We start from the raw sequence: 20,229 nt of genomic DNA, 5'->3' as shown, positions 1-20,229 counted from the left end.
ATCCGGGAAGCTTGTTTTACGTTTCATTTAAGTAATACCGTATTTTTCGTTTGGAGATACCCAGCTTTTTCGCCGCCTGCTCCCGGCAGCCCGCTGTTTCTTTTAATGTTTTTCGAATAAACGCTTCAGCGGCCCGCTTTTCCATCCGCTTCATGGTGTGCAGCAGCCGGTCCAGTTCCAGCGGTTCATCACTGTTATACAGCTCTATCAGTTCATCTGAAAAACAGCTCCATTCAGCATGAAAAGAACCGGTGGAATTCGACTGTCCTATTTTCGGCGCGGCACCCGGCCGAAGCATTTTTTCCGGCAGCATTGATGGAGTAATGACCGGTTCATCGGCATATAAAACACCAAGCCGCTGCAGCGTGTTGACAAGCTCGCGCATATTGCCCGGCCAGCGGTACTGTTTAAAAGCATTCATCGCTTCCGGAGAAAATGAAAAGGTAAGACCATACTGCCTGGCGTGTCGATCAATAAACGCGGGGATATCCTGCTGCCGCTCACGAAGCGGCGGGATTCTCAGCTTTACAATATCGAGCCGGTACAGTAAATCTTCACGGAAGGAGCCTTCTCGGACTGATTCTTCTAAATTGGCATGGCTTGCGGCAATAATGCGTGCGCCGGTCCGCTTCGGTGCGGAATCGCCGATTTTAAAAAACTCGCCCGTTTCGAGAACACGCAGCAGCTTCACCTGAGTGGAAGGCGAGGCTTCTGCGATTTCATCGAGAAACAGAGTGCCCGATGAGGCCGCTTCAAAATAGCCGGCGCGGTCAAAAGCGGCGCCGGTGAACGCTCCTTTTGCGTGGCCAAACAATTCACTCTCCAGGAGGGATTCCGAGAGCGCCCCGCAGTTAAGGCCGATAAACGGTTTTTCAGCCCGGCTGCCGGCACGGTGCAGAAATTCTGCGAGCCGTTCTTTCCCGGTGCCCGTTTCTCCTTCAATTAAGATCGTCACCTGCTTTGACGCCAGTTTATGCGCCAGACGGTACAGCTCATGCATTGCGGGGCTGGTTCCTAAAAAAATTCCTTCTCCACCGGCGGCCAGCAAGTATTCTTCTTTATCTGCCTGTTCGGTCAGCCGGCTCGCTAATTCCTCAATCAGCTGGATATCTTCAAATGGTTTTTCCAGGAAATCCTCCGCTCCCAGCTGGATGGCCTCCACTGCCATTTTCACCGTGCTGTAGCCGGTCATCACCACCGCCTTGCAAAGCGGCGCCTGCTTTTTCAGCTTCTTTAAAAGGTCAAGCCCATTCCGGTCCGGAAGCCGTACATCTAAAAAAGCGGCATCAAACTGTTCAAGCCGTTTAAGCCGGTCAAAAGCACGGCCGCTGTCAATATAGGTAACGTTCATGTTTCGGAGCTGAAAAAGACGAGTTAAAAAGCGGCCGATTTCCTGTTCATCGTCAACAATTAATATGTTTGCCATCCGTTCACATCCTTTTTAAGATGGGAAGCGCCAGTTGAAAGGTGCTTCCTTTTCCAGGTTCGCTTGCGACCGAAAGCGTTCCGCCATGCGATTCCGCGATGCCAAAGCTTACAGAAAGCCCGAGGCCAGTCCCGTTATGCGCCGCTTTTGTTGTGAAAAACGGGTGGAAAATATCGTCCAGCAGCTCCTGCTTCATTCCACAGCCATTATCCGACACAAAAAGAGACACCCTGTTTTCATCAGCTTTTGTCCAAACGGCCACGTGCCTGTCCCCGTCGTTTTCCAGACAGGCATCTTTCGCATTTATAAGCAGGTTGACCGCAATCTGGCTGAGCTGCTGCACATTTCCCTCAATCATCGGCAGCCGGGGGTCCATTGTAACAGCCAGCTCGATCTGCTGCTTTTCAAGCTGCCGTCCAGTCAGGCGCAGCGCTTCAGATACGGCTTCATTAAGCGAGCAGGGAGCATACGCAGAAGGCTCCTGGCGTGAAAAGGCGAGCAGGCTGCGGATAATGGCCCGGCAGCGCTTGCCGCATTCGTCAATATCGTCGAGTAAGGGCTTTGTTTCTTCAGTGGACAGCCTCAGCAAAAGCTGGGTATTGCCGATAATCGCAGTGAGCGGATTATTAAGCTCATGCGCCACTCCGGCAGCCATTTCCCCGATCGCGGCAAGCTGCCCCGAATGAATCAGCTGGGCCTGCATCAGCTGTTTTTCGGTAATGTTTTTCAAGTAAACAATGATGCCGTTCAATTGATTCTGATCAAGAAGCGGGTAATACGCGCACTCATATATCTCGTTTTGTATTGAAATTTCTTCTGTATGCGGAATTGCTTTTTGAAGCGTTTGAAAAAAAGAGCGGGACGGCAAAAAATCAAGAACAGCTTTTGCATCCGGCCATCTGGCCGCTGCGCTGTCATTTCTCGTTAAAATGGTTCCGTCAAGATCCGCCACGAAGATCGAATCCGCCACGGCGCGAAACGTCGATTCCCATCTTGATTCACTGAGCAGGACTTCCTGGTAAAGCCGGGCATTTTCAATACAAACGGCTGCCTGCTCCGATAAATGCTGAAAAAAAGACCGGTCTTCTGCTGAAAACCAAATTGCCTCATGAGAAGCAAGGCCGAGCACGCCGATCACAGCCCCGCGGCTTCGAAGCGGAAACAGCCAGACAGTGCAGAGCCCGAGTGCTTCAAAGGCATCCGATTCAAAAAAAGCATCCGTTTGTTGAACGGAATGCAAAAGATCCCGTCCCGCTGAAAAAACGCGGAAATAAAGAGAAGACCGAACGGGAAAAGCAGTGCCTTCTGGTAAAAACGCCGTGTTTTCAGGATAAACATCCGCCATTTTCAGCGCTCCATCCTCCCACATAGCCAGGCTCAGCCGGTCAATTTTCCAGGCTGCCTGCAGCGCTTCCTGGGTTTGCTTCAGCATATCCTGGATGGACATATTTACATTAAAGCTGTGCATCATTTTATTCATGATGTTCAGCTGCTCGTTTTTTCTCTGCAGTTCATCGACAGTCCGTTTTAATTCTGTGTAATAGTTTCGCTTCGATGACTGCACGCCGGTCAGCAAATGAATCATTTCCGGCCGGTTCATGACAGCGCCCTCGTTAACAGAACGGCTACTTCTTCAGCGGAAATATCGCGCGGATTGGTAATCATGCAGGCATCTGTCAGGGCGATTTCACTGATTTCCGCAATCGCTTCGGCCTCAAAGCCCATTTCCGAAAGCGTCAGCGGCGCCCCGATATCAACGGCCAGCTTCCGGACCGATTGAATCGCTTTTTCACCGGCGGCGATGTCTGAAAGTCCGGTTACATCCTCGCCCATTAAAACGGCCATTTCCCGAAATTTATCCGGGCAGGCAATAAAGTTAAACTCCATTACATGAGGCAGCAGGACGGCATTAATATCGCCATGCAAAAAAGGATACCGGCCGCCGATTGTATGGCTCATCGCGTGAGCAGCTCCTAAAATGGCGTTTGAAAAAGCGAGACCCGCCTGCAGGCTGGCCATGGCCATTTTTTCCTTGGCTTCCCTGTTATATTTTGACGCGACGGACGGGCGCAGATAACGGGACGCAAGCATTAACGCATTTTTTGCCTGCACATCCGTCATCGGAGTGGCCGCCACGCTCACAAATGATTCAATCGCATGGGTAATCACATCCAGCCCGGTCGTGGCGGTCAGGCGGGCACTTTTTGTTGCCAGCACATCCGGGTCAATGACAGCAATATCCGGAACAAGTGATTTTGACACGATGGTCATTTTTTTCCGGCGGGAGCTGTCCACAATAACAGAAAACTGGGATACCTCCGACCCGGAGCCGGCCGTTGTCGGCACCATAACAAGAGGGGGGAGAGGGTGCAAAATCCGATCCACTCCTTCATAATCGCGAATATGCCCTCCGTTTGCTGCCAGCACAGCCGCTGCTTTTCCGATGTCGATGGCACTGCCGCCGCCAACAGCCATGATGGCATCACAGCCGTTTTCCTGATAAACGCGGGTACAGATATCCGCTTCATCATCTGTCGGGTTAACGGAAACACCGCAAAACAAAGTGGCCGCCAGCCCCGCAACCCGGCAGCTTTTTAAAACCTGCTCCGTCCAGCCGGCATCCATGATTCCCTGATCTGTGACAACCAGGACATGACGTGCACCGAGACGTGCACAGCATTCGCCTGTCTGCGAGATGGAGCCGCTTCCAAAAATCACTTCCGGCATTACGAATTTGTACATATTCTCCACCATCCTCTTATTCTGCTGTTTGTTCTATTGTACCATTCACTTATATAATTGAAGAAAAAGAAAGCAGGAGAAATAAATGTGTTTAATTGCCATTGCCATTCGGCAGCATCCCGAAAAGCCGCTGATTGTCGCAGCAAACCGGGATGAATTTTACAGGCGTCCGACAGAGCCGTCCAACTGGTGGAAAGAATCTCCCATTCTAGCAGGACGGGATATCGAAAAAGGCGGGACATGGATGGGGATTTCGAAAAGCGGCCGGTTTTGCGCACTGACGAATTACCGGGACCCGGGTGAACAGTCAGCAGGCAGGAAATCACGCGGCCATATTGTCCGGGCTTTTTTAGAAAGCCATCTGGATGCCCCGGCGTTTTTGGAAGAATTGGACAGGGAAAAGAACCGTTATCCGGGCTTTAATCTTGTCGCCGGCACACAGGATGAATTGTATGCTTACGGAAGCCGTTCAGGGGAAAAAGCGTATTTGCTGCCGGCGGGCATACACGCTGTCAGCAATGCTTTTATGAATACACCATGGCCCAAAACAGCCAGGGTCAAGAAGAAAATGGCCGGTGCCTTAAACAGCAGGGAGGAGCTGTTTCATATGCTCGGCGACCGCTCTGCCGCTGCTGACCAGGCACTTCCCCATACAGGGGTGCCGATTGAATGGGAACGCCTGCTGTCGCCTGTTTTTATTGAAAGCGAGACATATGGGACGCGCAGCTCGACTATATTGGAAATAAACGAGGGCCGTTCAGCTGTTTGGACAGAACGAATTTTTAAACCGGGAAAACCGGCAAAAGAACACACTTTTTCATTTCAAATAAACTAAAAACATTTTATGCAAAATTCAAAAAAGGAGGAAAACATGCAGTTCAACAAAAAATACAAACCTGACCAAAACGCCGCTTTAATCGATTCTTATTTCGCTGACAGCAAGCCGCTCGAGGAAGCCGTTGCCGAAACAAATGAGCTTTTTTTTGCTTCTGCCGCCAGCTGGCAGCCTGTGAAAACACGAAAAAGCCTTTTTGACAGGCTGAAATCGCTCTGGACAAAAAAAGAAGAGCCGATCAAGCTTCACCGCACGCTTGTCAGGAAAGGGACTGCTTATCCTGACTGGCAGCCGGTGCTGGACCGGGAGTTTGATGAGCTTCAAAAAAAAGCCGCCGCTGTTGTTCATGTAAAGCCGGGGGATAACCTACAAAAAGCGCTGTCCGGCGGCAGAAAAACAGTGCAGCTGGCAGAGGGAGAATATATTGTCGATGAGCTGCATATTCCCTCCAATACAATTTTCAGGGGAGCCGGACCGGGCAAAACCATCCTGAAATTGCGAGATACCGCGCCAAAGAGAAGCTTTGTTGTCACAAATGAAAACCATGTAAAAGGCAATCATCATATATTAATAGAAGGAATGACACTCGACTGGGCGCTTGAGCGGCTTCGGCCGGAAGAAAAATCAGCAAGCGGCAATAACCGTTCAAGCTGCTTAACGCTTGCTAATGTAACCTACGGCTGGGTAAAAAATTGCGATGCGGTCAATCCGGGTCTGCACTGCTACGATGTTTCCTCTACCCTGTATGATTACTCGGGCGACGGGCACCGGGCAAGAGGAGGAAGCCGGTTTGTCTGGATTGACGGCTGTACCGGCTCGGGCTTTGGGGATGACGGGGTAACGACTCATCACAGTGATTATATTTTGATCTCAAATTGCTTTATGCGTGATCCGTCCGGCCGGAGCCATAAAACGGGGGTTTCCAATTCGAACGGGTTTGAAGTCGATGACGGCTCCAGATCCGTCTGGCTTGTGAATAACGTCTCGGCCCGCTGTTTTGGCGGTGTTGAAGCAAAAGCGCACGCGACGAGCTCTGCTGCCGCCAATGTTCATATTATCGGGCATCTGTCCCAAAATGATAACCGGTCTTATAATTTCCGTCACATTGGCCACCATTCGGCGGAGGACCCGGAGTCAAAAACGGCCCGCTTCCTGACGGCCACCCGAATTGTGTCCATTCAGCCCGTTTATACGAATTTATACACGGCTTCAAAACCGCGCGCGCTGACTGTATCAGCTTATCGCCACGTCGTGATCAACGGGCTTCGTGCCATTGCCGATCCGGCTTATGATTATAAAGGACTCCCGGCAGCCGGTATCCAGTACAAAGCGAGATATGTACACGTGCAGGATATTGTGATGCGCGATTTTGTCACAGCAGGAGCCGGATTAAAAGTGTTTGGCGGCACCAACCGGGCAGAGTACGTGACGATAAAAAACGCCCATTTTGCCAACTGCGGCAAAAAACCGATTTTTATCGCGAAAGAGATTACCGGAGCTGTCCTCGAAAACGTGACAACCGCTTGAAAGAAGCGGTTGTTTTCTATAATATAAGAATTGTATGAAAATATTGTTTTTGTAAAAAAGCAATTCAACACAATTTTACAAAAGATATGGTTGTATTCTCAAGCAAAGACCGATATAATGTCTACTATACAAAAACAAATGTGCATCAGAAGAATACATAATTGGGGTGACGTTTAGAATGAAGGACAACGTAAAAGTAGGATTACTCGGTCTTGGCACAGTTGGAACAGGTGTTGTGAAGATGATCCAGGATCATCAGGAACAGCTTGCCCACCGCGTCGGCTGCTCGGTGCAGGTAACGAAGGTGCTTGTAAAAAACGTAGAGAAAAAACGGGATGTGGAGCTGCCGAAAGAGGCGCTTACCCTTGATCCATATGATGTCATTAACGATCCGGACGTAGATGTGATCGTTGAAGTAATGGGCGGCATTGATGAAACAAAAAAACTGCTGCTTGATGCGCTTCATCAAAAAAAGCATGTGGTTACGGCCAACAAAGATCTTGTTGCCCTGTACGGCTCTGAGCTGTTAAAAGCAGCGTCCGAAAACGGCTGCGATTTTTATTATGAAGCGAGTGTTGCCGGCGGTATTCCGATTATCCGCGGTCTTGCAGACGGCCTTGCCTCAGATAAAATCAGAACAATGATGGGGATTGTCAACGGTACGACAAACTTTATTCTTACGAAAATGAATAAAGAAGGCATGTCGTATGATGTAGCGCTCAAAGAAGCGCAGGAGCTTGGCTTTGCGGAGGCAGACCCGACGTCAGATGTTGAAGGGCTTGATGCGGCACGCAAAATGGCTATTCTGGCACGCCTTGCTTTTTCAATGGACATTGAACTTGAAGACGTGGATGTAAACGGAATTTCCAAAGTATCTGACAGTGACTTAAAGCACGGCCAGACGCTTGGCTATACGATGAAGCTAATCGGCTACGCTGATCAGCAAAACGGCGGGGCGGAAGTGAGCGTTCAGCCGACATTCCTATCTAACAACCATCCGCTTGCTGCTGTGAATGACGAGTACAATGCGGTTTATGTATATGGAGAAGCCGTGGGCGAAACGATGTTTTACGGACCGGGTGCCGGCAGCCTGCCGACTGCAACCTCCATTGTGAGTGACCTCGTCGCGGTTATTACCAATATGCGCCTTGGCGTAAACGGCAAAAGCATTTTTGCGCCGCAATTTGAAAAGCAGCTGAAAGCACCGCAAGAAAAATTTGCGAAATACTTTATCCGCCTTCATGTGCGGGATGAAGTGGGCGCATTTTCTGAGCTTACGAAGCTGTTTTCCTCAAACGGCATCAGCTTTGAAAAAATTCTTCAGCTGCCGCTTGAAGAAGAAGGCGTTGCCGAAATCGTCATTGTAACACACCAGGCATCAGAAGAAAGCTATCAACAAATGCAGGAACAAATTAAAGATTTGGCGGTTGTACGTTCAATTGAAAGTTTCTACCGCGTTGAAGGAGAAGGAGCATAATCATGGCTAAATGGGAAGGTTTATTACATCAATACAAAGAGTTTTTACCGGTTAACGAAAACACACCGGCGCTTTCATTAATGGAAGGAAACACACCGCTGATTCCGCTTGTCAACATTTCAAAAAAGCTCGGTGTCAACATTCATGTAAAAGTGGAAGGCGCCAATCCAACAGGATCCTTTAAAGACCGCGGCATGGTAATGGCTGTTGCCAAAGCAAAAGAAGAAGGCAGCAATACGGTGATCTGCGCTTCAACAGGAAATACGTCAGCAGCAGCGGCAGCGTATGCGTCACGCGCCGGCATGAAAACGATCGTCGTTATTCCGGACGGGAAAATTGCGCTTGGCAAGCTTGCCCAGGCAATGATGTACGGAGCCGAAATCGTGGCTATCGAAGGAAACTTTGACGAAGCCCTAACAATGGTGCGCAACATCAGCGAAAAATCACCGATCACACTTGTAAACTCGGTAAACCCGTATCGGATTGAAGGACAGAAAACAGCGGCGTTTGAAGTGTGCGACCAGCTTGGACAAGCACCGGACGTTCTGGCGATTCCGGTTGGAAATGCCGGAAACATTACGGCATACTGGAAAGGCTTTAAAGAATATAACGAAAAATTTGGCACAGGCCTGCCGCGTATGCATGGCTTTGAAGCGGAAGGAGCGGCAGCGATCGTACAGGGCGCGCCAATCGCACAGCCGGAAACAGTCGCAACCGCGATCCGTATCGGCAACCCGGCCAGCTGGAAGTTTGCCGAAGCTGCCCGTGACGAGTCCGGCGGGAAAATTGATTTTGTAACCGATGCGGAAATTTTAGAAGCATATGAAATGATGACACGGGAAGAAGGTATCTTCGCGGAACCTGCTTCGAATGCCTCAATCGCGGGTATTATCAAGCATGTGAAATCAGGCGAAATCGAGCAGGGTGCGAATATCGTGGCCGTGCTGACTGGAAATGGGCTGAAAGATCCACAGACAGCCATTGCGCAAATCGAGAAAAAGCCAACTGTCCTGCCGAACAATGAAGAAGCGGTATTTGACTTTATCCGTGGAGTGGTTGAGGCATGATGTCTTCCGGCTCTTTGAAAGTGCCGGCATCAACGGCCAATTTAGGGCCGGGTTTTGACTCTATCGGCCTGGCTTTCAGTCTTTATTTAACGGTGGACGTCAAGCGGGCGGAAAAATGGGCTTTTTCTCATGAATCCGAGCTGCTTGCCGGCCTTCCGGAAGATGACCGTCATTTAATTGCGGTTGTCGCGAAAAAAACAGCTGAGCTGCGGGGCGTAGAAATGCCGCCAGTTGAAGCGGTGCTGAAAAGCGATATTCCGCTTGCCCGCGGGCTCGGCAGCAGTGCTGCGGCAATTGCGGCCGGCATTGAGATTGCAGACCGGTTTGCTGATCTTCAATTAACCGATGCCGAAAAATTAAACATTGGCGACCAGTTTGAAGGGCATCCCGATAACATCGGGGCTTCCCTGTTTGGCGGGATGGTGTGCGGCGTGTCATTGGGCAGCACAGCCGAGCTTCTGGCACTGCCGGCGCCGGATCTAGACCTGGTTGCCCTTGTCCCGCCATACGAGCTGAAAACAGAAGATGCCCGCAGCGTGCTGCCGGATTCCTTTGACCGGAAAGACGCAGTGCTTGCGAGCGCTGTATCCAATATGCTTGTCGCTGCGTTTATGCAGCACGACTATGAGACGGCCGGGCGCATGATGGGCCGGGATGTATTTCATGAGCCATACCGTGCCGCGCTTATTAAAGAATTTGCACCGGCGCGCGAGCGTGCCCGTGAACTGGGCGCTTATGCAACAGTGATCAGCGGGGCCGGCCCGACCGTTTTAACTCTTGCGCCAAAGGGCAAAGGAGAGGAAATAGCTTCGGCATTCCGCACGCAGTTTCCTGACTGTGACGTACTAAACGTAAAAGTAGAATCAAACGGCCCAGTGTGGCTTTGAAAAAACCAGCGGAATTCCTCCGCTGGTTTTTTGGTTTTGTTGAAATAGGAGACTGTCTATCTCTTTTCCCTGTTTTTGAAAGAAAATAGCCATATGTTTTAAGCTATAAAAAAGTATAGATAAAGCAGTTGACATTTCTGGTAATTCCATTATAATTGAAATTGAGATTCATTCTCATTACCCCCTCTTATGAGCATGAATTGATTGATCAGCCCTGATCTTGCGGGCATCCAACTTTGGACGGCAGCGACTGCCGTCTTTTTTTCTTGCAAAAAGAACTCGTTTCCTCTACTTTAGAGAAAGTGAAAGGAGCGATTACGTTGAAAATGAGAGTATCAGCCGTGCAGTATCATCTGCACACAATCAGTTCATTCGATGAGTTCGCAAAGCAATGCGAGCATTATATAAAAACAGCGATGGAATTTGAAGCGGAGTTTATTCTGTTTCCGGAATTTTTTACGACCCAGCTTTTATCCATCGGCGATGAAAAAACCGGAGAAGCATTAAAAATAACAGACCTGCCGCTGTTTACAGAGCGGTATGAACGGCTGTTTTCCAATTTCGCCAAAGAATATAACGTTCATATTATCGGAGGCACGCATGTAACCGAATGGAAAGACGGCATTCAAAACACAGCGTATTTGTTTTACCCGGACGGCTCGTACCAGATGCAGTCCAAGCTGCATATTACTCCGGCGGAAATAGAGGGGTGGAACATGCAGCAGGGAGAAACATTCCGCATTTTTGAAACAGAAAAAGGCACGATTGCCATTTTAACCTGCTATGACATTGAATTTCCGGAAGTGGTCCGCATGGCAAAGGCAAAAGGCGCAGACGTTGTTTTCTGCCCGTCCTGCACCGATGACCGCCATGGCTTTCACCGTGTCCGCTATACGAGCCATGCCCGCGCAGTGGAAAATCAAATTTATGTTGTCGGGGCAGGGACGGTCGGCTCGCTGCCAACCGTTGATTTAATGCGTTCCAACGTGGGGCAGGCGGTTGTCATTTCCCCTAATGACATTCCATTTCCACCGGGCGGCATTGTCGCCGAAGGCATTATGAATGATGACATGATCATTACAGCGGATTTAGATTTATCACTTTTATATGAAGTGCGCAAGAAAGGCTCTGTTACAACATGGCGCGACCGGCGGACAGATTTGTATCCTGACTGGTGGGAAAATGAATGACCTATTATCAGGAGTATTTTGCCTTCCAGGGCAGCAAGCCGGTCAAAGCGATTGTGCGTAATTACGGGGAACGTGATTTTGGCGGATTGATTGAGGTGCAAAAGGAGGCTTTTCCTCTGCCTTTTCCGCAGGAGCTGCTCTGGAATAAAGAGCAGCTTCTGCAGCACGTAAAGCTTTTTCCTCAGGGGGCTCTCTGTGTGGAAATCAACGGGGAAATTGCTGGATCGATGACAGCGCTCATTGTGCAGTATAAGCCGGGGGATTCTCATTCATGGGAAGAGATCACCGACAACGGCTCGATTGGAAATCATAATCCCGATGGCAACACGCTTTATGTAGTGGACATTTGTGTAAAGCCGGCTTTCCGAAAGCTCGGCCTGGCCAAAAAAATGATGCAGTCGATGTATGAAACGGTTGTTCACTTTAACCTTGACCGGCTGCTTGGCGGCGGCCGGATGCCCGGCTATCACGTATTCTCGGCGGCCATGACTCCTGAAGAATATCTTGAAAAAGTAGCGGCAGGAGAAATAAATGATCCGGTTATTACCTTTTTAATGAGGGCCGGCAGGGTTCCGGCAGGGGTCATGCGCGATTATCTCGATGACGAAGAGTCCAAAAACTGCGCGGCCCTGATGGAATGGAAAAACCCTTTTAAAGCTGCCACTACATAAAATCAGGCCGAATTCAGCCTGTTCATACATGCAGTGGCCAATAATCAATCGTCTGTATATCGTTTTGAAGCTCCCTGAAAGGGTAACAGACGCCCGTTTGCCGGCATAAAAAAGCGGACCTTGGGGCGGTATTTATTCTTTTTGGGCCGGGTAAACACAAATACCGGCCGAAGCAAGCGGAAAACCGCCCTAAGCTAAAAAATACCGGCCATGACAGATGAAAAACGAACCCATATGTCTCGCATAACAAGAAAAAGCATGGCATCGACCGCTTTTTACCAGTCTGTTGGACCCCCTTGAAAAAAGGGGCTTTTATTTTTATAAAGAAAAATAAACACAGAAAAAAAAGCCGGGGAAATTTCCCCGGCAAACAAGGGTTACTATAGGAGTTAGAAGGATGGGTTCCTTACACTTTCCAGCATTCCCATTCCAGCGGAAAATATACAAAAAAGCCGGAAAAGAATTCCCGGCTGCAAAAAAAGGGTTCGTTTTGGAAGGATTAAGAGTTAGGAAACACTCTGCGGACCGATTCACCAAATTCATCAAAGAAGCCCTGCACTGGCTCGCCGTTATCAATTCGGTCAGCGTAGTTTCTCATTCTGTTGCTGAAATCCGGATCGGCGGATACATACACCGTTTCCACAGAATTATCTGCTTCTTTTACTCTCTGTTCAATTTTCTGTTTCAGGTCATCAGAAAGCTCCTGCTGGTTTTTTAAATTAACGGCCACATAAGCAGTCTGGCCGGTCACCATGACAGTTGTATCCTCGACTTCCTTCATATCACCGACACGATTTGCGGCTTCTTCATTGACGCCTAAATCGTTCTGATTGTCTCCGCCGTTGCCAGTATTATTGTCAGGTCCATTTGCGCCGTTTGTTCCGTTATTTGTACCGCCGCCCATTCCGCCTGTACCGTCACCAGAACCGTTCGTGTCAAGGTCGCCTCCCTGCTGATCATATGAAACATTCTGGGGCTGGTTGTTTTGCCGGTTGTTATCGGCGGCGTTATCATTATTCATACAAGCGCCAAGCAAAAACGTCGTCATAAGAGCTGCTGCATAAATAGCTGTTTTTTTCATTGATAGGCCTCCTTTATACGTGTTAACAATGGATAGACTCTCCAATCAGCTGATTTCTATTCTGTAGGGCTGATCAAAGAAACAGCCAGTGTCAGAACAATGGCTGTTTCCAAGTGAAAGGGTCGGTGACTATTGTGCCCGCGCCAGCAGAAGCTATGCATAAAGAAATTTGGAGATCGAAAAAAGCTGAAGAAAATCATGAAAAAATCATTGAAATTTTAAATTGATTGTATTATGATAATAATCAGTCAAATACAAATGCATTGAAGAAGAAAAGTAACTCTGTGAAATGCTGAAGAGAGCCGGCGGTAGGTGCAAGCCGGTGCAGGAAACAGTGTGAATGGGCTTCTGAGCACCGGACCGAACGTTTAGCAGTAGGCTCCGGCGTATGTCTTACGTTATCAAAGACAGGCAGATCATTCTGCTGTTAAAGTGGGCTGCAATTTCGCGGCCAATAAAGGTGGTACCACGGCTCCCCGTCCTTTTGTTGATGAGGGGGCCTTTTTGTATATAAAAAATACGTTGATCGGAAAAAGTAGGGCTGAAAAGCACGTAACAGAGAGCCGGAATGGTGGAAACCGGTACGCAGCGACAGCCTGAATGGGTCCGTGAGTGGCAGCTTGAAAGAAGTAGAGCGCCCGGCAGCCGGCCGTTAACCGGGTTTAAGTGGAAGCGCAGGCTTCAACGAGAGGTGGCACCGCGGGAAACCGTCCTCCATAGATGATCATCATCTATGGATTTTTTTATGCACTGAAAGGGGAATGTAAAATGAACTTACAAAAAAACATTTTGTACAAATTAAAAGAAATGGAAGGGGATATGATTACGCCGATTTCCATTTACCATTTGCTTTCAGGTTCAAAAAAAATGCTGTTCGAATCATCCGCCAAACATGAAGAAAGCGGCCGGTATTCGTTTATTGCCATTGATCCAGTAGCGGAGTTTACAGCGAATGCAGGCGGCTATACACTAACCAAAAAAGACGGAACAGCGGAAAATGGCTCGGGCAAATTTATGGACAAGCTAAAAGATCTCATGCCTGCCCATCATCATCAGGAATACCCGTTTCCGTTTTTCGGCGGAGCAGCCGGCTACATTGGCTACGATACGGTTTTTTTTGAAGAAAAAATTGGCGAGCCGCTTACAGATGAGCTTGGCATGCCGGATGTGCACCTTATGTTTTACGATACTTTTGTCGTATACGACCATTTAACACAGCGCGTTACCATTGCGGCCGTTGACCTGTTTGGAGGCCGGCCCGAGGCGGAAATGCAGAAAGCCATTGAAAGAATATACGATGACATTCATGCGGAGCAAAAGCCGCATACCGATAATGAAACGAACGTGCTCGCGTTCAGCTCGAAGCTGGAACGGAACACATTTTGCCGGATGGTTGAAAAAGCGAAAGAGCACATTGTGCGGGGAGACATTTTTCAGGTCGTGCTGTCGCAGCGCCTTTCTTCACCGTTTGAAGGCGATCCCTTTACACTGTACCGCCGGCTGCGGACGTCCAATCCGTCCCCTTATATGTTTTATATCGACTTTGGCGGCTATACCGTTCTTGGAACGTCGCCGGAAAGCCTGGTGAAGGTAAGCGGCCGGACGGTGACAACAAATCCAATCGCGGGAACGCGCCCCCGCGGAAAGTCGCCCGAGGAAGATACACGCTTGTCTGAAGAACTGCTGGCAGACGAAAAAGAAATTGCGGAACACCGTATGCTGGTGGATCTTGGCCGCAACGATGTCGGCAAAATTTCCGAAATCGGCTCGGTCACACTCGATAAATACATGAAAATTGAAAAATACAAACACGTAATGCATATTGTCTCAGAAGTATCCGGCGAATTAAAAGAAGACTACCATCCGCTTGATGCCCTGACCGCCTGCCTGCCGGCGGGAACCGTATCCGGAGCGCCAAAAATCCGAGCCATGCAGATCATCAATAACCTTGAGCCGGTAAAACGCGGTGTGTATTCGGGAGCCGTTGGATATCTGTCCGCAACCGGCAGCATGGATTTTGCCCTGGCCATCCGCACGATGGTTGTAAAAGACAGCACAGCCCATGTGCAGGCCGGTGCCGGTATTGTATACGACTCAGTTCCGGAAATGGAATATGAAGAAACGATGCATAAAGCTAAAGCATTACTGGAGGTGCAAAAATAATGATTTTACTTATCGATAATTACGATTCATTCACCTATAATCTGTATCAGCAAATCAGCCGGATCGGCAAAAATGTCCGTGTTGTCCGTAATGATGAAATTACCATTGATGAAATTGAAGCGCTGGAGCCGGAAGCCATCGTCATTTCACCGGGGCCGGGCACCCCGGAAGAAGCGGGAATTTCGGTTGATGTGGTGCATGCTTTTTACCACCGTATTCCGATTTTAGGGATCTGCCTTGGCCACCAGGCCATCGCAGCGGCTTTTGGCACCGATATTATCCAGGCCAAAACCATTAAACACGGCAAGCTGTCGATGGTCCGCCATGAAGGGAAAGGGTTATTTGCGCCTGTACAGGGACCGGTGCCGGTTATGCGGTACCACTCGCTTGTAGCTGACCGCCAGACGCTCAGCCCGAAGCTTGAAGTGATCGCAGAAGCGATAGACGACAATGAAATTATGGCTATCCGCCATAAAGAATATCCGGTATTTGGCCTTCAGTTTCATCCCGAGTCCATTGGCACTCAAATTGGCGACGAATTAATTGCTGAATTTTTCCGTTCCTACCGGAAAGAGAAAAACATGAAAAAATACCTGGTAAAGCTTTCAGAAGGACAGCCGCTTTCTTTTGAGGAAATGACGGACGCGGTTGAAGAAATTTTGCAGGAGGATGTTTCCGACAGCGAAATTGCTGCTTTTTTAATGGCGCTTAAAGCAAAAGGAGAAACAGTTGATGAAATTGCGGCGCTCGTTCACGTACTCCGCCAGAATGCCGTTTCTACCCGGACGCCATGGAAAAATGTAATGGATAACTGCGGAACCGGCGGCGACGGCTCGCAAAGCTTTAATATTTCCACAACGTCTGCTTTTGTACTTGCAGGAGCCGGCGTTAAAGTGGCCAAGCACGGCAACCGGAGTGTCTCAAGCAAAACGGGCAGCGCCGATGTACTGGAGCATCTCGGTGTCTCGCTTGACTTTGTTGGAGGAGAAACGGACAGGCTGCTTGAGGAAAACGGGATTACCTTCCTGTTCGCTCCGCATGTGCACCCGAAAATGAAGCGGATTATGAAAGTTCGTCGTGACTTGAAAATTCCGACCATTTTCAACCTGATTGGACCGCTTACCAATCCTGTGCAGCTGGATACACAGCTGCTTGGCATTTACCGCCGCGATATGCTTGAGATGATGGCCGATGTATTAAACCGGCTTGGACGCAAGCGTGCCGTTGTCCTGAACGGAGCGGGCTATATGGATGAAGCGTCACTGGCCGGTGAAAACCATCTCGTTGTGCTGGAGAACGGCCAGGTGGAAAAGATGATCATCACGCCAGAATCAGTCGGCCTGCCGGAATACTCTCTTGAAGAAATTAAAGGCGGAGAAGCCATTGAAAACGCTGAAATTTTAAAACGAATCTTAGAAGGCGAAGAACAGGGAGCCTGCCGAGACACAGTCCTGTTAAATGCAGGCATTGGCCTGTTTGCCAACGGCAAGGCGGCTACCGTAAAAGAAGGCGTGGAGATGGCGCGGGAAAGCATCGATTCAGGTGCAGCGCTGTCGAAGCTGAATTATCTTGTTGATTACTCGAAATCCAGACAAAAAGAGGCGGTGCTCGGATGACGACCATTTTAGATAAAATCATTGATAAGAAAAAAGAAGAAGTGGCTCTGCTGAAAACATCGGGCCTGTCCTACGCGGCAGACCGCAGCCCGGTTTCTTTTTATAACCGGATTGCGGCATCAAAGACGATGGCTCTCATTGCAGAGGTAAAACGGGCTTCCCCCTCCAAAGGGAACATCAATATTGGGGTCAATCCAATTGAGCAGGCCTCTATCTACGCGGACAATGGAGCAGATGCGGTATCCGTTTTAACAGATACTCCTTTTTTCAAAGGGACCATGGACGATTTAAAAGCGGTCAAAGAAAATATCGGTATTCCGGTGCTGAATAAAGACTTTATTATTGATCCGGTGCAAATTGACCGGGCTTATGCAGCCGGCGGGGATATTATTTTATTAATTGCAGCCGCCTTAACCGATGAGGAAATGAAGGGGCTGTATGCCCATGCCAGAGAAAAAGCACTGGATGTGCTCGTTGAGGTGCATGACGAAGCAGAAATGGAACGGGCGCTGAAGCTTGAAGCAAATATTATTGGGATTAATAACCGGAATTTAAAAACGTTTGAAATCGATTTAGCGGTAACCGAACGTCTGCTTCGTTTGTACGGCAGGGAAAACGCCTTTTTTGTTTCGGAAAGCGGCATTACCTCACGGGAGGACGCCCTGCGAATGAAGGAAGCGGGTGCGCGGGCGCTGCTTGTCGGCGAAACATTAATGAAAGCCGGCGATGTGGCACAGGCCGTCCGTTCACTAAAGGTGGATTTGTAAATGAAAGTAAAAATTTGCGGTATTACCTCATTTGAAGCAGCCAGCTGGGCACGGGAAGCCGGCGCCGATATGATCGGATTTGTTTTTGCAGAGAGCAGCCGGAAAATCCCTGCCGAATTTGCCCGCCAGCTTGCCGAAGCGGTTGGTCCGGACGTGAAGAAAGTGGGCGTTTTTGTTAACGAACCCGAAGAATCTATTCGTTCCATTGCCGAAGAGGTCGGGCTCGATTATATTCAGCTGCATGGAGACGAAACGGCGCAATTTGCCCAAAAAATGCCGGTTCCCGTCATTAAGGCTTTTTCTGTGAAGCAGGGTTTGTCCTTTAAAGAAATGTTTGCATTCCCTGCTGATTACATTTTAATCGACAGCCCGCCTGCCAAGTACCGCGGCGGCAGCGGCCATGCGTTTGACTGGTCGGTTCTTGAAAATGCGGATGTAGACAAAAGCCGGCTAATTTTGGCAGGCGGCTTGAATCCTGATAATATAAAAGAGGCTGTTCAGTCCGTGGGCCCGTTTGCAGTCGATATTTCAAGCGGCGTTGAAAGAGACGGACGAAAAGATGAAGAGAAAATTTTTCAATTTGTGCAGCGTGCGAAAGGAGCCAGAAAAGGATGAGTAATATATACAGTCAGCCGGATGAAAAAGGCCATTTCGGCCCGTACGGCGGCCGCTACGTCCCGGAATCATTAATGCGTGCGGTTAAAGAGCTAGAGGAAGCATATCAATCGGCAATGAAGGATGAGGCGTTCCTTTCCGAATTAAATCATTATTTAACCGATTATGTCGGCCGTGAAAATCCGCTTTACTTTGCGGAAAACTTAACAAAAGCGGCAGGCGGCGCAAAAATATACCTGAAGAGGGAAGATCTCAACCATACAGGCGCCCACAAAATCAACAACACGATTGGACAGGCCCTCCTGGCGGTACGGATGGGCAAAAAGAAAGTGGTCGCAGAAACAGGGGCCGGCCAGCACGGCGTCGCAACCGCAACCGTCTGCGCTCTTTTAAATTTAGAATGCGTTATTTTTATGGGGGAAGAAGATATCCGCCGTCAGGAATTGAACGTGTTCCGGATGGAGCTTCTTGGCGCGCGTGTTGAAAGTGTTTCCCAGGGCAGCGGCACGCTGAAGGATGCCGTAAATGAAGCGCTTCGCTACTGGGTGACAAACGTGGAAGACACTCATTATATTATGGGATCGGTTCTCGGGCCTCATCCATTTCCGCAGATTGTCCGCGATTTCCAGGCAGTCATCGGCCAAGAAACAAAAAAACAGCTGCAGGAAAAAGAAGGGCGCCTGCCGGATGCAGTAGTAGCCTGCATTGGCGGCGGCAGCAATGCAATGGGCATGTTTTATCCCTTTATTGAAGATGAGTCGGTAAAAATGTACGGTGTGGAAGCGTCAGGCAGCGGCATTGATACAGACAAGCACGCAGCGTCCATGACCATGGGCAGTGTCGGCGTCCTGCACGGCAGCAAAATGTATCTGCTTCAGGATGAAGCCGGGCAAATTCAGGAAGCTCATTCGATTTCAGCAGGCCTCGATTATCCGGGTGTTGGGCCGGAGCACAGCTTTTTAAAAGATTCCGGGCGTGTTATTTATGAACATATTACGGATGAAGAAGCACTGGAAGGCTTTAAAGCCCTGACCAGAACAGAAGGCATTATCCCGGCGCTGGAAAGCTCCCATGCGATCGCTTATGCGCTGAAGCTTGCGCCGAAAATGAAAAAAGACGAAATCATTGCCATCTGCTTATCCGGCCGCGGCGACAAAGACGTGGCGCAAATAAAAGATCGGTTTGAAAGAGAGGGCAAGCAGGCATGACGAAGTTTAAAATGGCGGAAGCATTTCAAAAAGCAGCACAGGAAGGAAAAAAAGCGTTCACGGCTTATATTATGGCAGGAGACGGCGGTCTTCATACGTTAAAAGAGACCATTCTGCTTTTGGAAGAAGCAGGTGTAACGGTCGTTGAACTCGGCATCCCGTTTTCAGATCCGGTCGCAGATGGCCCGGTTATTCAGGAAGCCGGCCAGCGGGCCTTGAAGGAAAAGGTGACGCTGACCCAGATTTTAAAGGAACTTGCTTCTTTTAAAGACGAAATCAGCGTACCGGTCGTTATTATGACCTATGCGAACCCGGTGTTCAAAATCGGCGCAGACCGTTTTGCCCAGTTATGTGAAGCGGCTGGAGTGTCCGGCGTGATTATACCGGACGTTCCGATGGAGGAAGAAGCCGAATTTAAGGAGCCGCTTGCAAAACGTGACATCGCCATGATCCGCTTTGTTACGCTGACAAGTTCAGAGGAACGGATTGCGGAAACGGTGAAAGACGCAGAAGGCTTTATTTATGCTGTAACCGTAAACGGAATCACCGGAGCACGGGCCGGCTTTTCAGGCGACCTTAATGCCCACCTGTCACGCATTGCCGAAAAAAGCCCGGTTCCTGTACTGGCGGGATTTGGCGTTTCCTCGAAAGAGCAGGCGGAAGCACTTGGTTCAGCCTGCGGCGGCGTGATTGTCGGCAGCAAAATCGTCCAGCTGCTGCATGAAGGAAAAGGCCGTGAAATTAAGCAGCTCATTCCATAAAACGAAAAAAGCAGAAAGGTTCAGGCATGAACCTTTCTGCTTTTTTATGAAAACAACGAGCCGATTTGCCTTTATGGCCGGTATTGATCATCCAGGGGCGGTTTCCTGTGTGCCAGGGCCGATATATTTTTTTGCCGCCCCGGGAAATGGAAATACCGCCTGAAATTTCGTGATACCGCCCCAAAAGCCGATGCAT

17 protein-coding genes and 2 other annotated features are annotated in these 20,229 nt (G+C 49.2%); of the genes, 13 read left to right on the top strand and 4 right to left on the bottom strand.

Annotated elements, in window-relative coordinates:
* Nucleotides 1–16: 16 nt before the first annotated feature.
* The 3 genes from VP98_RS00685 to VP98_RS00675 are packed head-to-tail and all read right to left on the bottom strand — an operon-like array spanning nucleotide 17 to nucleotide 4,168.
* Entirely contained in the window at nucleotides 17–1,426 is a 1,410-nt protein-coding gene (locus tag VP98_RS00685; protein ID WP_046173407.1) for a sigma-54-dependent transcriptional regulator, read from the bottom strand.
* A gap of 4 nt (nucleotides 1,427–1,430) precedes the next feature.
* Nucleotides 1,431–3,026 carry a GAF domain-containing sensor histidine kinase gene (locus VP98_RS00680; protein ID WP_046173406.1) on the bottom strand — a complete coding sequence of 532 codons (1,596 nt, stop codon included), beginning with the start codon at nucleotides 3,024–3,026 and terminating at the stop codon, nucleotides 1,431–1,433.
* A complete protein-coding gene (locus tag VP98_RS00675) occupies nucleotides 3,023–4,168 on the bottom strand; it encodes an iron-containing alcohol dehydrogenase (RefSeq protein WP_082087818.1) in 1,146 nt (381 codons plus the stop codon). Before VP98_RS00675 ends, VP98_RS00680 begins: the two co-directional genes overlap by 4 nt.
* Nucleotides 4,169–4,253: 85 nt before the next feature.
* Here VP98_RS00675 and VP98_RS00670 point away from each other — a divergent pair, with 85 nt between their 5' ends.
* The 7 genes from VP98_RS00670 to VP98_RS00640 all read left to right on the top strand — a co-directional run bounded on the left by VP98_RS00670 (nucleotide 4,254) and on the right by VP98_RS00640 (nucleotide 11,822).
* Nucleotides 4,254–5,003 carry an NRDE family protein gene (locus VP98_RS00670; protein ID WP_046173404.1) on the top strand — a complete coding sequence of 250 codons (750 nt, stop codon included), beginning with the start codon at nucleotides 4,254–4,256 and terminating at the stop codon, nucleotides 5,001–5,003.
* A 36-nt stretch (nucleotides 5,004–5,039) separates the two neighbouring features.
* Nucleotides 5,040–6,530, top strand: coding sequence for a glycosyl hydrolase family 28-related protein (locus VP98_RS00665; RefSeq protein ID WP_046173403.1), 1,491 nt, complete (start codon nucleotides 5,040–5,042; stop codon nucleotides 6,528–6,530).
* A 178-nt stretch (nucleotides 6,531–6,708) separates the two neighbouring features.
* Nucleotides 6,709–8,007, top strand: a complete 1,299-nt coding sequence (locus VP98_RS00660) for a homoserine dehydrogenase (protein ID WP_046173402.1) — start codon at nucleotides 6,709–6,711, stop codon at nucleotides 8,005–8,007.
* Between the two features lie 2 nt (nucleotides 8,008–8,009).
* Nucleotides 8,010–9,074 carry a threonine synthase gene (gene thrC / locus VP98_RS00655; protein ID WP_046173401.1) on the top strand — a complete coding sequence of 355 codons (1,065 nt, stop codon included), beginning with the start codon at nucleotides 8,010–8,012 and terminating at the stop codon, nucleotides 9,072–9,074.
* Entirely contained in the window at nucleotides 9,071–9,961 is an 891-nt protein-coding gene (gene thrB / locus VP98_RS00650) for a homoserine kinase (RefSeq protein WP_082087779.1), read from the top strand. Before thrC ends, thrB begins: the two co-directional genes overlap by 4 nt.
* Before the next feature lie 320 nt (nucleotides 9,962–10,281).
* Nucleotides 10,282–11,151 carry a carbon-nitrogen hydrolase family protein gene (locus VP98_RS00645; RefSeq protein ID WP_046173400.1) on the top strand — a complete coding sequence of 290 codons (870 nt, stop codon included), beginning with the start codon at nucleotides 10,282–10,284 and terminating at the stop codon, nucleotides 11,149–11,151.
* On the top strand, nucleotides 11,148–11,822 hold the full coding sequence (locus tag VP98_RS00640; RefSeq protein WP_046173399.1) for a GNAT family N-acetyltransferase: 675 nt from the start codon (nucleotides 11,148–11,150) through the stop codon (nucleotides 11,820–11,822). The genes VP98_RS00645 and VP98_RS00640 overlap by 4 nt, the downstream gene beginning before the upstream one ends.
* 499 nt (nucleotides 11,823–12,321) lie before the next feature.
* Here the strand turns inward: VP98_RS00640 and VP98_RS00635 are convergent, their stop codons facing one another.
* Nucleotides 12,322–12,903, bottom strand: coding sequence for a YhcN/YlaJ family sporulation lipoprotein (locus VP98_RS00635; RefSeq protein WP_052712070.1), 582 nt, complete (start codon nucleotides 12,901–12,903; stop codon nucleotides 12,322–12,324).
* Nucleotides 12,904–13,157: 254 nt separating this feature from the next.
* Nucleotides 13,158–13,390: a binding site (T-box leader), on the top strand.
* Between the two features lie 26 nt (nucleotides 13,391–13,416).
* Nucleotides 13,417–13,621, top strand: a binding site (T-box leader).
* Nucleotides 13,622–13,671: 50 nt separating this feature from the next.
* Here VP98_RS00635 and trpE point away from each other — a divergent pair.
* The 6 genes from trpE to trpA are packed head-to-tail and all read left to right on the top strand — an operon-like array spanning nucleotide 13,672 to nucleotide 20,033.
* On the top strand, nucleotides 13,672–15,066 hold the full coding sequence (gene trpE, locus VP98_RS00630; protein WP_046174064.1) for an anthranilate synthase component I: 1,395 nt from the start codon (nucleotides 13,672–13,674) through the stop codon (nucleotides 15,064–15,066).
* Nucleotides 15,066–16,682, top strand: coding sequence for a bifunctional anthranilate synthase component II/anthranilate phosphoribosyltransferase (locus tag VP98_RS18395; protein WP_046173398.1), 1,617 nt, complete (start codon nucleotides 15,066–15,068; stop codon nucleotides 16,680–16,682). The genes trpE and VP98_RS18395 overlap by 1 nt, the downstream gene beginning before the upstream one ends.
* Complete coding sequence (gene trpC / locus VP98_RS19155; RefSeq protein WP_046173397.1) at nucleotides 16,679–17,449, top strand: indole-3-glycerol phosphate synthase TrpC; 771 nt, start codon at nucleotides 16,679–16,681, stop codon at nucleotides 17,447–17,449. Before VP98_RS18395 ends, trpC begins: the two co-directional genes overlap by 4 nt.
* Entirely contained in the window at nucleotides 17,450–18,064 is a 615-nt protein-coding gene (locus tag VP98_RS19150) for a phosphoribosylanthranilate isomerase (RefSeq protein WP_046173396.1), read from the top strand.
* A complete protein-coding gene (gene trpB, locus VP98_RS00610) occupies nucleotides 18,061–19,272 on the top strand; it encodes a tryptophan synthase subunit beta (protein ID WP_046173395.1) in 1,212 nt (403 codons plus the stop codon). The genes VP98_RS19150 and trpB overlap by 4 nt, the downstream gene beginning before the upstream one ends.
* The gene (gene trpA, locus VP98_RS00605; RefSeq protein ID WP_046173394.1) at nucleotides 19,269–20,033 is read left to right on the top strand and encodes a tryptophan synthase subunit alpha; all 765 of its coding nucleotides are present in this window, start codon (nucleotides 19,269–19,271) and stop codon (nucleotides 20,031–20,033) included. The genes trpB and trpA overlap by 4 nt, the downstream gene beginning before the upstream one ends.
* The last annotated feature ends 196 nt before the right edge of the window (nucleotides 20,034–20,229 follow it).

The organism is Domibacillus indicus (genome assembly GCF_000970685.1).
In the GTDB taxonomy this organism is placed as follows: Bacteria; Bacillota; Bacilli; order Bacillales; family Domibacillaceae; genus Domibacillus; species Domibacillus indicus.
Note: the sequence above shows the minus strand (reverse complement) of the source record. Positions and strands in the feature narration are given on the sequence as shown.

Bases quoted from the DNA above. Each gene is read 5' to 3' on its own strand.
- thrC (WP_046173401.1), top strand. From the start codon at position 8,010: ATGGCTAAATGGGAAGGTTTATTACATCAATACAAAGAGTTTTTACCG.
- VP98_RS00670 (WP_046173404.1), top strand. From the start codon at position 4,254: ATGTGTTTAATTGCCATTGCCATTCGGCAGCATCCCGAAAAGCCGCTG.
- VP98_RS00675 (WP_082087818.1), bottom strand. From the start codon at position 4,168: ATGTACAAATTCGTAATGCCGGAAGTGATTTTTGGAAGCGGCTCCATC.
- VP98_RS18395 (WP_046173398.1), top strand. From the start codon at position 15,066: ATGATTTTACTTATCGATAATTACGATTCATTCACCTATAATCTGTAT.
- VP98_RS00685 (WP_046173407.1), bottom strand. From the start codon at position 1,426: ATGGCAAACATATTAATTGTTGACGATGAACAGGAAATCGGCCGCTTT.
- VP98_RS00660 (WP_046173402.1), top strand. From the start codon at position 6,709: ATGAAGGACAACGTAAAAGTAGGATTACTCGGTCTTGGCACAGTTGGA.
- trpC (WP_046173397.1), top strand. From the start codon at position 16,679: ATGACGACCATTTTAGATAAAATCATTGATAAGAAAAAAGAAGAAGTG.
- VP98_RS00665 (WP_046173403.1), top strand. From the start codon at position 5,040: ATGCAGTTCAACAAAAAATACAAACCTGACCAAAACGCCGCTTTAATC.
- VP98_RS00640 (WP_046173399.1), top strand. From the start codon at position 11,148: ATGACCTATTATCAGGAGTATTTTGCCTTCCAGGGCAGCAAGCCGGTC.
- trpB (WP_046173395.1), top strand. From the start codon at position 18,061: ATGAGTAATATATACAGTCAGCCGGATGAAAAAGGCCATTTCGGCCCG.
- VP98_RS19150 (WP_046173396.1), top strand. From the start codon at position 17,450: ATGAAAGTAAAAATTTGCGGTATTACCTCATTTGAAGCAGCCAGCTGG.
- trpE (WP_046174064.1), top strand. From the start codon at position 13,672: ATGAACTTACAAAAAAACATTTTGTACAAATTAAAAGAAATGGAAGGG.
- thrB (WP_082087779.1), top strand. From the start codon at position 9,071: ATGATGTCTTCCGGCTCTTTGAAAGTGCCGGCATCAACGGCCAATTTA.
- VP98_RS00680 (WP_046173406.1), bottom strand. From the start codon at position 3,026: ATGAACCGGCCGGAAATGATTCATTTGCTGACCGGCGTGCAGTCATCG.
- trpA (WP_046173394.1), top strand. From the start codon at position 19,269: ATGACGAAGTTTAAAATGGCGGAAGCATTTCAAAAAGCAGCACAGGAA.
- VP98_RS00635 (WP_052712070.1), bottom strand. From the start codon at position 12,903: ATGAAAAAAACAGCTATTTATGCAGCAGCTCTTATGACGACGTTTTTG.